The following is a 10,416-nucleotide window of genomic DNA, read 5'->3' as shown; positions in this document are numbered from 1 at the left end:
TAACGGGCGTCAACCCCCTTGACGCAGCGTCAACCCCCGTCCGGTAGCGGCAGCCCAGACGAGTTGTCCACAGGCGTCCGCGGGAGGGCCGCGGTTTCCTCCAGCATGGGGGGATGCAGGAACTTTCCGCGGTGGCCGATGAGCACGGGGTGCTCAGCCACCAGGATGCCCGTCGCGCGGGCTTCGAGCCGCGCCAGCTGGCACGACTTGCCTCGCGCGGCGAGCTCATCCTCCTTGCCCGCGGCTGGTATGCCATGGGGCCGGCCGTGTCCGCGGCGAGTACCCACGTGCTGCTCACCAGGGCGATGCTCCGATCGCATTCCGGGAGAGCTGTGGCGTCGCACCACAGCGCGTTGCAGCTCCTCGGTCTACCGACCTACCGGCCCGACTGGTCCCGAGCGCGGCTCAACCGAACGACCCCCGGCTCACCGCGCACGCGAGACGGACTGTCGCTCGGCCGCGTCGTGTCCTCGGATCTCGTTGCGCCACCACCGCCCGGCCGGGACACGCCACTGACGGTCATCCCGGCGCTCGCCATCGTGCAGGTCGGACTCTCGGCTCAGCCCATGGCCTCACTGATCGCGGCGGACGCCGCGCTTCGGAGGTCACTCCTCACCGCAGGGGATCTCGGCGACGTCGTCAGAGCTCTGTCCCTCCATCCAGGTATCGGGCCGGTGCGGACCGCACTCGGACTGGTGGACGGGCGGCGGGAGTCGCCAGGAGAGACTCGACTGGGGCACGCGTTCCACCTCATGGGTTTCTCCGCCACCCCGCAGTTCGCCGTGAGCGAGCCGGGATTCCTCGCGTTCATCGACTTCGTCATCGACGGGACGTGGGTCGCCGTGGAGTTCGACGGGAAGATCAAGTACGGCCGTGAGGTCGACGTCGTGGACGCCCGAGGTCAGACGCTGTCTCCGGAAGAACGGCTATGGCTGGAGAAGCGCCGCGAAGACCGGCTGAGCGAGATCGGCTTCGAGGTGATCCGCGTGGTCTGGTCCGACCTGGACGATCTCGAGGCTCTCGGTCGCCGCATCCGAGCCGCCATCGAACGATCCCGACTTCGGCAGGGGACGACGGTCCCGACGAGAGGGTTGACGCAGCGTCAACCCCCCGCAGTGGCGCGTCAGCGGGCGCCGAAGGCTGCGGCGACCTCGAGGAGGCGGTCGTTGGCCTCGGTCTCGCCGATAGTCACGCGGACACCGTCGTCGCCGTACCGCCGCACGACCAGGCCCGCCGCCTCGCACGCCTCAACGAAGGCACCCGAGTCCGTCCCGAGGGGGAACCACACGAAGTTGGCCTGGCTCTCCGGCAGCTTCCACCCCTGTTCCTCCAGCGCCCCCGCGACACGAGACCGCTCGGCCACCAGCGCCTCGACCCGTCGCTCCAGCTCGCCGAACGCCGACAGCGAGGCGATCGCCGCCGACTGCGCGATCGAGCTGACCCCGAAGGGGGTTGCCGTCTGGCGGAGGGCAGCGGCGACGCGCGGGTGGGCCACGGCATACCCGACGCGCAGGCCGGCGAGACCGTAGGCCTTGGAGAAGGTCCGCAGCACCAGGACGTTGGGTCGCGAGCGCCAGACGGCCATCGCGTCCGGCGCCTCGGGGTCGGTGACGAACTCGACGTAGGCCTCGTCGAGCACGACGAGGACGTGCGGCGGCACCGCGTCCAGGAAGGTCTCGAGCTCGCCCCGGCGCACGGTCGTCCCCGTCGGGTTGTTGGGCGAGCAGACGATGACGACCTTGGTGCGCTCGGTGACCGCGGCGGCCATCGCATCGAGCCGGTGGCGGGCGTCGAGGTCGAGCCCGACCGGCACGGACTCGGCCCCCGCGAGCGCGACGACGATGGGGTAGGCCTCGAAGGAGCGCCAGGCGTGCACGACCTCGTCACCGGCGTCGCACGTCGCCATGATGATGTGGCTGAGCACGGCGACGCTGCCGTTGCCCGTCGCGATGTTCTCGGGCGCCACACCCACCGCCGTCGCGATCGCCGCCGTCAGGTCGCGCACCGCCATGTCGGGGTAGCGGTTGATCGATCCGGCGGTTGCCGCGATGACCTCGAGCACGCTGGCCAGCGGCGGAAAAGGGTTCTCGTTGCTCGAGACCTTGTATGCCGTGAGCCCCGGTCCAGGGGCAGCAGCCTTCCCGGGCACATAGGCCGGGAGCCGGCCGAGCGCCGCCCGGAGCCGGACCTGCTCCGGCTCCCCTGAAGGGGCCGGCTCCGTGCCGGAGGTGGTCGAGGTCATGTCGCCACTGTAGGACGGCCACCGTCGCCGGCAGCGCCCGCGACCCGCACGTTCGCGAAGGCAGCGCCCGCGACCATCGCGCAGGCGAGCCGTCGCCCGAAGGCCCGTCGCTCCGGCCGCACCACGAGGTGCACCGGGACGGTGAGCTCCGGCTCGAGGTCGAGGAAGCGGACGTGCAGCGGTTCGGGCCGGATGGCGGCGGCCTGCTCCGCATAGAAGACGGTCCACGACCGGGCGGTGGCCCTGACCGCCGCGAACGGCGTCACTGAGGCCGCGAAGGTGACGACATCGGGTTCGACACCTTCCGCGCGGCAAGCGTGCAGGACGACGTCGGCGAGCGTCGTCCCTCGCGCACCCTCGGCGAGCACGAGGGGGAGAGGCGCGAGCTCGCCCACACCCGCGATGACGCGCCCAGCGAGGGGGTGCCGGTGGGCGACCACCGCGACCAGGCGTTCGGCTCCGAGCGGCAGCGCGAGGAGGTCGGGCCGCAGGTCGAGGCCGTGCACGAGCGCTGCGTCGAGATCACCGTCGGCGACCCCGGCCTGCCGCTCCGCGCTCGGGAGGGCGATCGCCTCGATCGGTCGACTCTCGGTGAGCGCCCCTGTGCGGTGGTCGAGTCCGGCGGTCACGCCGATCCGCAGCACGTCGCGCACCGGCCCCGTCGAGACCGATCGGCGCGCGGCCCGCTCGGCCTCGACGAGGTCACGCGCGGCGGGAAGGAAGCGCTGGCCGGCCACGGTGAGCACCGGTGACCGACGGGTCCGGTCGAACAGCGCCGTGCCCAGCTCACGCTCGAGCCGAGCGACCTGCTGGCTCACCGCGGACTGCACGATGCTCAGCTCACGGGCCGCGGCGGTGAAGGTCCCGGCGTCGACCACGGCGAGGAAGTAGCGCACCTGTCGCAGCTCCACGGCATCCCCCCACCCATCTCGGATCGTGATGATTCTCGTCGCAGACCGCTCGTTGTTCCGGGCGGGCCGACAGGGTGTGCTGGACGTATGCCGCTCCTCGAGCTCCCCGACGTCACCCTCCACTACGACGACACGCACGCCACCCTACAGACGCCCCCGACCGGGCCCAGGGCCGTCCCCGACGCGCCGCCGCTGCTCCTCGTGCACGGCTTCCTCCTCACCGCGCGGGTCTGGGAGTCGATGACCGCGTTCCTCGACCCGGGCCGACGGGTCGTCGCCGCCGACACCCGCGGCCACGGCCGGTCGGGCGCGGCCGCCTACTACACCCTCGAGGGCATGGTCTCCGACCTCGTGGGCCTCATCGACCGGCTCGGCCTCCAGCGTCCCGTCGTCGTCGGCAGCTCGCTCGGCGCCATGGCCGCCATCCGCCTCGCGATCACCCGCCCCGACCTGCTCTCCGGCGCGGTCCTCATCGGGACGCCGGGCCACGCCATGGTCGCCGTCTCCGGCTTCCTCGAGGCCAACCGCGATTTTGCCGCCGGCCTATCCGCCGGCCCCTCCGACGATGTCGCCAGCAACGTTGCGTCCCAGATCCCTTCGTGGTTCGGCGAGCTGGGCAGCCCGGCCGTGACCGCGTGGGCCGTCCGCCAGGCGCTCGAGGCGCAGCCGGGCCTCGGCGCCTTCATCGACGACCTCGCCGACTGCGACCCCCGCCCCGACCTGCCGGGGGTGACGGTGCCGCTCCACTACGTCCACGGCCGGCACGACCCCATCCCGCTCGAGATCGTCACCGAGGAGGTGGCACTCACCCCCGGGGCCATCCTCACCGTCGTCGACCACGCCGGGCACATGCCCCACGTCGAGACGCCCGGCTGGACGGCGGGCCTCCTATGAGCCAGTTCCTCGTCCTCAGCCGCCGCCGCACGGAGAGTTACGTGGACGCCGACTTCGACGCCCTCATCCCGGCCGAGACCCAGCGCGTGCGCGAGCTGTATGCCGCGGGAGTCGTTCGCCAGATCTGGCTCCGGGGTGACGTCCCCGGCGCCGCCTTCCTCGTCGAGGCCGACACCGAGCAGGAGGCGCGGGGAGCCGTCGACGCGCTCCCGATGGCCACCTCCGGACTGAGTGAGTTCACCGTCCTGCCACTGTCGCCCTACCGAGGTTCCGGACCCTGAGCCTCGCCTGAGCCGGGACTCAGCCGGGAGTCAGCCGGGAGTCAGCCGGGACTGAGCCGGCCCCGCGGCATACCCCCGCGGGGGCCTGACCGCGTGACAGGATGACGCCATGGGCCTCCTCTCGCGCATCGCCGTCAAGACGGCGGTCAACGGTGCCGCGCTGTGGGTCGCCGGGCTCGTCGTCAGCGGCATCAGCTTCAACCGCTCGACCGAGTGGACGGGCACCGTCGTGACCATCGTGCTGGTCGCGCTGGTCTTCGGCCTCGTCAACGCGGTGATCAAGCCGGTCGTCAAGCTGTTCTCGCTCCCACTGATCTGGCTGACGCTCGGGCTGTTCACCCTCGTCGTCAACGCCCTGATGCTCGAGCTCACCTCGTGGCTGGCCGGCAACCTCGGGCTCGGCTTCCACGTCGACAGCTTCTTCTGGAGCGCCGTCCTCGGCGCCGTCGTCGTCACCATCGTCTCGATGGTCCTCAACATCGTCGTCCCCGACCGCAAGGACTGAGGAGGCCCTGATGGCGCGGTTCTTCGACATCCACCCGCACGATCCCCAGCCTCGCGCGATCAGCCAGGTCGTGGCCATGCTGCGCGACGGCGCGCTCATCGCCTACCCCACCGACTCGGGCTACGCGCTCGGCTGCCGCCTGGGCAACGCCGACGGCAAGGACCGGATCACGGCGATCCGCCGCCTCGACGACAAGCACCACTTCACCCTCGTCTGCCACGACTTCGGCCAGCTCGGCCAGCTCGTGCAGGTCGACAACCACGTCTTCCGGGCCATCAAGGCCGCGACCCCGGGGCCCTACACCTTCATCCTCCCCGCGACGAAGGAGGTGCCGCGTCGTCTCCTGCAGCCCAAGAAGAAGACCGTCGGCGTGCGCATCCCCGACCATCCCGTCGTCCAGGCGCTGCTCGAGGAGCTCGGCGAGCCGCTGCTCACCAGCTCGCTCATCCTCCCCGACGAGGAGACGCCGATGACCGACGGGTGGCAGGTGAAGGAGGAGCTCGACCACCAGGTCGACGCCGTCATCGACGGCGAGTGCCTCCCGACGCCGACGACCGTCATCGACTACTCGTCGGGCTCCCCCGAGGTGTCGCGTCTCGGCGCCGGAGACCCGGCGCCCTTCGTGTGAGCCGCGGTCGCCCACCGTGCGAGCCGTCGTCGCCCGGCTCACGGCCGGTCTGGGAGGATCGATGCCGTGAGCATCGCCCGCCCAGAGCGCGTCACGATCAGTGACATCGCCCGCCGCCTCGACATCTCCAAGGCGTCGGTCTCCTACGCGCTCAACGGTCGACCGGGGGTCAGCGCCCAGACGCGGGCGCGGGTGCTGGACCTCGCCGAGGAGCTCGGCTTCCACCCGAGCTCGGCTGCCGTCGCCCTCTCGGCCGCCCGCACCGGCACCATCGGCATCGTCATCGCCCGCGACCCCCAGGTCATCACGGCCGAGGGCTTCTACATGCGCACCCTCTTCGGCGTCGAGCAGTTTCTCAACGACGCCGACGGATCGCTGCTGCTGCGTCTCACCGGTGAGAACGGCGAGGACCTCGACGTCTACCGTCGCTGGGCGCGACAGGGCCGGGTCGACGGCTTCATCCTCTACGACGAGCACGACGACGACCCCCGCGTCCCCCTCCTGCTCTCGATGGGTATGCCGGCCGTCATGGTGACGTCGTCACCGATCGACGACCACATCGGCCGTCTCATCACCCCCGAGGTCGAAACCGTCACAGTCATGCTCGACCACCTGAAGTCGCTGGGACACAAGCGTATTGCTCATATCAGCGGCCCGACGACCTACATCCACGAGCGCGTCCGCGCCCAGATGATGACAACCGAGGGCAATCGCCGCGGCATGCGGATGCGCCACGTGGAGGGGACCTACTCCTACGAGTCCGGGGCGACGGAGGCCCATCGGCTCCTCACCCTGTCGGCCCGGACCCGGCCCACCGCCCTCATCGTCGGCAACGACATCATGGCGACGGCCGTCCTGCGCACCGCCGCAGACCTCGGGGTCCGCGTGCCGGAGGAGCTGTCGATCATCGCCTGGGACGACTCCGTGCTCTGCCACGTCGCCCGCCCCCAGCTGACGGCGATGGACCACGGCCTGATGGAGAAGGCGCGGCTCGCGACCCACCTGCTCTTCGACCTCATCGGCGGCAGCACGGAGGTGCACCGCTACTCGCCGGTCGGCACCCTGCTCGTCCGGGAGACGACCGGTCCGGCCTGAGTCAGTCCGACCCGGCCAACCCTGGCGTTGGAGCAGTCGGCCCGCCAAGGTCACGGTTTGGTGAACTTAACCGGTTAGCCTCCCGTTCTTAACCGGTTAGGTACAGACTTCCGTCATCACCTGGCCCCGCCCCACATCCGCGCGGCGGAGGCCCACCATCTCGGACAAGGGAGTCTGACCGTGAGACTGCGAACTTTTCTGGCCGCACTGACCGTACCGGCGCTCGCCCTCGGTGCAGCCGCCTGCAGCAGCGGCACCAGCACGAGTGGCGCCGGTGGCGCCGGGACGAGTGGCGCCACCCCGGCGACCCTCACCTACTGGGCGAGCAACCAGGGCACCAGCCTGGACAACGACAAGCAGGTCCTGACCCCGGTCCTCGACGCCTTCACGAAGCAGACGGGCGTCAAGGTCAACCTCGAGGTCATCGGCTGGAACGACCTCCAGACCCGCATCCAGACCGCGATCGCCTCGGGGTCCGGCCCCGACGTGCTCAACATCGGCAACACCTGGGCCTCCTCGCTCCAGGCCTCCGGCGCCTTCCTGCCCTATGACGCGGCCGCCATGACCGCGATCGGCGGCAAGGACAAGTTCGTCAAGGCGGCGCTCGACACCGGCGGCATGGCCGGCAAGGACGTCACCTCGGTGCCGCTCTACGGCTTGGCCTACGGTCTCTACTACAACAAGGCGATGTTCAAGGCCGCCGGCCTCAACCCCCCGACCACCTGGGAGGACATGGTGACGGCGGCCAAGAAGCTGACCGACCCGGCCAAGAAGCAGTACGGCTTCGCGCTCGCCGCCGGCAGCTACACCGAGAACGTCCACTTCGCGTTCATCAACGGATCGCAGGACGGCGGTTCGTGGTTCGACACGAGCGGGAAGCCGACCTTCACCAGCGACGAGAACGTCAAGGGCGTGATGCGCTACCTCGACCTGATGCAGACCGACAAGGTCGTCAACCCGAGCAACGCGCAGTACGACAACGGGACCAAGGCCGTCAACGACTTCGCGACCAACAAGGTGGCGATGATCCTCAACCAGAACAACGCCGACAACTCCATCGTCTCCAACGGCATGAAGACGAGCGACTACGGCGTGGTCCCCTTCCCCTCCCCGACCGGCGGGACGAAGATCGCGACCTTCATCGCCGGCATCAACCTGTCGATCATGAAGAACACCAAGAACAAGGACGCGGCGCTGAAGTTCGTCAACTTCATGACCTCGCCGGCGACCCAGAAGACCCTCGGCAAGCCGTTCTCGTCACTCCCGGTCCTGCAGGGTGAGACCCCCGTCTTCACGGACAACGCCGAGGAGGCGAAGACGTTCCAGGACATCTACGCCAACATGTCGAAGCCGCTGCCGCTCGTGGCCGCGGAGGACCAGTTCGAGAGCACCGTCGGCAAGGCGATGAACAGCATGTTCGCCAAGATCGCCACCGGGGGCACCATCTCGAGCGAGGACGTGAAGTCCGGTCTCAAGGACGCCCAGGACCAGGTCAGCGCCGCCACCGGCAGCTGACCCTCCCCCCGCGAGCGGTTCATCGACCGCTCCCACCTCGAGGCTGGTGGCCCGGCTGACACCCGGGCCACCAGCACCGCGTTCCCCCGAGATGTGAAGAGGTATGCCGTGTCGGCTTCCACTACTGAATCACGAACCACCGCAACGACATCCGTCGCGACCACGGGCCGCACGCCACGGCCCAGGAGGTCGCACGACCGGCGGCACCGCGTGCTGCCCTACGTGCTCCTCGCGCCCGCCGTGGTGATGGAGCTGCTCATCCACATCATCCCGATGTTCGTCGGCATCTGGATGAGCTTCGTCCGGCTGACGAAGTTCTTCCTGGCCAACTGGTCCGAGGCCCCCTGGGCCGGTCTGGGCAACTACCGGCTGGCGGTCGACGTCAACTCGAGCATCGGCCGCGGGCTGCTGATGTCCTTCGGCGTGACCCTGGCGTTCTCGATCTGCGCCCTGGCCCTCTCCTGGGGGCTCGGGATGGCCGCCGCCATCGCCCTCCAGCAGCCCTTCCGCGGCCGGGGCGTCGTGCGCACGCTCTTCCTCGTGCCCTATGCATTGCCCGCCTACGCCGGCATCCTGACCTGGAACTTCATGCTCCAGCGGGACACCGGCCTGGTCAACCACGTGCTGGCCGACAACCTCCACCTGATCACCGACCGGCCGTTCTGGCTGCTCGGCGGCAACGCCTTCGCCTCGATCGTCACGGTCGCCGTCTGGCGCCTCTGGCCGTTCGCCTTCCTCACGATCATGGCCGGCCTGCAGAGCATCCCCACCGAGCTCTACGAGGCGGCCTCGGTCGACGGCGCCAACAACTGGCGGCAGTGGCGCAGCATCACACTGCCCTCCCTGCGGCCGGTCAACCTCGTCCTCGTGCTCGTCCTCTTCCTGTGGACCTTCAGCGACTTCAACACCCCCTACGTCCTCTTCGGCACGGCGCAGCCGCCGGCCGGTGACCTCATCTCGTTCCACATCTACAACGCCTCGTTCCTCACGTGGAACTTCGGCAGCGGTGCGGCGATGTCCGTGCTCCTGCTGCTGTTCCTCCTCGTCGTCACAGCGGCCTACCTGCTCATCACCAACCGGAGGTCACGTCGTGCGTGAGACCACACCGTTCAAGGCCTTCCGGGCCGTCGTCATCGCCGTCCTCGGGCTCTTCACGCTGATCCCCCTCTACGCGATGATCACCGCGGCCCTCAAGCCGTTGCGCGACGTGCAGGGCAACTTCACCTGGTGGCCGTCGTCGCTGACCACCGCGCCGTTCGTCGACATGTGGTCGACCGTGCCGCTGGCCCGCTACTTCGCCAACAGCGTCATCGTGTCGGTGTCGGCCACCGCGGCCAGCGTCGCCCTCGCGATCCTCGCGGCCTTCGCCGTCTCCCGGTTCACCTTCCGTGGACGCTCGGTCTTCACCACCACGGTGCTGTCGACCCAGATGTTCCCCGGCGTCCTCTTCCTCCTGCCGCTGTTCCTCATCTTCACCAACATCAACAGCGCCACCGGGATCCAGCTCGTCGGATCGCGTCTCGGCCTCATCATCACCTACCTCACCTTCACCCTGCCCTTCTCGATCTGGATGCTCGTCGGCTACTTCGACTCCATCCCGCGCGAGCTCGACGAGGCGGCGATGGTCGACGGGTGCACGCCGCTGGGAGCGCTCTGGCGCGTCGTCCTCCCGGCCGCCCGTCCCGGGGTCATCGCCGTGGCGATCTACTCCTTCATGACCGCCTGGGGGGAGGTGCTGTTCGCCTCCGTGATGACCAACGACGCCAACCGCACCCTGGCCGTCGGCCTGCGCGAGTACTCCACCCAGACCAACGTCTACTGGAACCAGATCATGGCCGCCTCGCTCGTCGTGAGCATCCCCGTGGTCGTCGGCTTCCTGCTGGCCCAGAAGAGCTTCGTGGCCGGAGTCACCGCGGGGGCCGTCAAGTGAGGTCCGTCCTCGACCAGCCGTGGACCCTCACTGCGACGGACGGCGCCGTGCCCGACAGCCTCGGATCCGTCGACGTGCCGGCTACGGTCCCGGGCTGTGTCCACACGGATCTACTTGCTGCACAGCGGATTCCCGACCCCTACCTCGACCTCAACGAGACCGGCCTGCAGTGGATCGGCCGCACGTCGTGGCGCTACTCGACCCGGCTCCACGAGGCCTCACCCGCCCCGGGCGAACGGGTGGAGCTCGTCTTCGGCGGCCTCGACACGGTCTGCGAGGTGCGCCTCGACGGTCACCTCCTCGGCTCCCCCCGCAACATGCACCGCACCCACCGCTTCGACGTGACGAGCCTCCTCCGGGCCGAGGGGAACGACCTGGTCGTCGACTTCGCCGGACAGCTCGACGCCGCCGAGGC

Annotated in this window: 11 protein-coding genes and 2 pseudogenes; 10 read left to right on the top strand and 3 right to left on the bottom strand. The window is 69.6% G+C overall.

What is annotated here, in order from left to right; genetic code table 11:
• Nucleotides 1-113: 113 nt before the first annotated feature.
• A pseudogene (locus Q0R63_RS24580) lies at nt 114-242 on the top strand (type IV toxin-antitoxin system AbiEi family antitoxin domain-containing protein); the annotation flags it as partial.
• Nucleotides 243-605: 363 nt separating this feature from the next.
• Here Q0R63_RS24580 and Q0R63_RS11265 read toward each other — a convergent pair.
• The 3 genes from Q0R63_RS11265 to Q0R63_RS11255 all read right to left on the bottom strand — a co-directional run bounded on the left by Q0R63_RS11265 (nt 606) and on the right by Q0R63_RS11255 (nt 3,153).
• The gene (locus Q0R63_RS11265; RefSeq protein WP_295697265.1) at nt 606-740 is read right to left on the bottom strand and encodes a hypothetical protein; all 135 of its coding nucleotides are present in this window, start codon (nt 738-740) and stop codon (nt 606-608) included.
• A 383-nt stretch (nt 741-1,123) separates the two neighbouring features.
• Complete coding sequence (gene hisC / locus Q0R63_RS11260) at nt 1,124-2,242, bottom strand: histidinol-phosphate transaminase (RefSeq protein ID WP_295697263.1); 1,119 nt, start codon at nt 2,240-2,242, stop codon at nt 1,124-1,126.
• Nucleotides 2,239-3,153 carry a LysR family transcriptional regulator gene (locus Q0R63_RS11255; protein WP_295697262.1) on the bottom strand — a complete coding sequence of 305 codons (915 nt, stop codon included), beginning with the start codon at nt 3,151-3,153 and terminating at the stop codon, nt 2,239-2,241. The genes hisC and Q0R63_RS11255 overlap by 4 nt, the downstream gene beginning before the upstream one ends.
• Before the next feature lie 87 nt (nt 3,154-3,240).
• Between Q0R63_RS11255 and Q0R63_RS11250 the strand changes: the two genes are divergently transcribed.
• The 9 genes and pseudogenes from Q0R63_RS11250 to Q0R63_RS11210 all read left to right on the top strand — a co-directional run.
• Entirely contained in the window at nt 3,241-4,047 is an 807-nt protein-coding gene (locus tag Q0R63_RS11250; protein ID WP_295697260.1) for an alpha/beta hydrolase, read from the top strand.
• Nucleotides 4,044-4,328, top strand: coding sequence for a hypothetical protein (locus Q0R63_RS11245; protein ID WP_295697258.1), 285 nt, complete (start codon nt 4,044-4,046; stop codon nt 4,326-4,328). Before Q0R63_RS11250 ends, Q0R63_RS11245 begins: the two co-directional genes overlap by 4 nt.
• Nucleotides 4,329-4,437: 109 nt before the next feature.
• On the top strand, nt 4,438-4,833 hold the full coding sequence (locus Q0R63_RS11240; RefSeq protein WP_295697256.1) for a phage holin family protein: 396 nt from the start codon (nt 4,438-4,440) through the stop codon (nt 4,831-4,833).
• A gap of 10 nt (nt 4,834-4,843) precedes the next feature.
• Nucleotides 4,844-5,461, top strand: a complete 618-nt coding sequence (locus Q0R63_RS11235) for an L-threonylcarbamoyladenylate synthase (RefSeq protein ID WP_295697255.1) — start codon at nt 4,844-4,846, stop codon at nt 5,459-5,461.
• A 66-nt stretch (nt 5,462-5,527) separates the two neighbouring features.
• On the top strand, nt 5,528-6,556 hold the full coding sequence (locus tag Q0R63_RS11230; RefSeq protein WP_295697254.1) for a LacI family DNA-binding transcriptional regulator: 1,029 nt from the start codon (nt 5,528-5,530) through the stop codon (nt 6,554-6,556).
• Nucleotides 6,557-6,736: 180 nt separating this feature from the next.
• Nucleotides 6,737-8,071: a sugar ABC transporter substrate-binding protein gene (locus tag Q0R63_RS11225; RefSeq protein WP_295697253.1), complete on the top strand. Its 1,335-nt coding sequence runs from the start codon at nt 6,737-6,739 to the stop codon at nt 8,069-8,071.
• A gap of 222 nt (nt 8,072-8,293) precedes the next feature.
• On the top strand, nt 8,294-9,169 hold the full coding sequence (locus tag Q0R63_RS11220; protein WP_295697252.1) for a sugar ABC transporter permease: 876 nt from the start codon (nt 8,294-8,296) through the stop codon (nt 9,167-9,169).
• The gene (locus Q0R63_RS11215; RefSeq protein ID WP_295697251.1) at nt 9,162-10,001 is read left to right on the top strand and encodes a carbohydrate ABC transporter permease; all 840 of its coding nucleotides are present in this window, start codon (nt 9,162-9,164) and stop codon (nt 9,999-10,001) included. Before Q0R63_RS11220 ends, Q0R63_RS11215 begins: the two co-directional genes overlap by 8 nt.
• A pseudogene (locus Q0R63_RS11210) lies at nt 9,998-10,416 on the top strand (glycoside hydrolase family 2 protein); the annotation flags it as partial. The gene Q0R63_RS11215 and the pseudogene Q0R63_RS11210, both read left to right, overlap by 4 nt.

Origin of the sequence: Lapillicoccus sp. (assembly GCF_025353065.1) — a bacterium.
Lineage (GTDB): Bacteria > Actinomycetota > Actinomycetes > Actinomycetales > Dermatophilaceae > Lapillicoccus.
The sequence above is the reverse complement of the archived record's forward strand: the minus strand, read 5'-3'. Positions and strand labels throughout refer to the sequence as shown.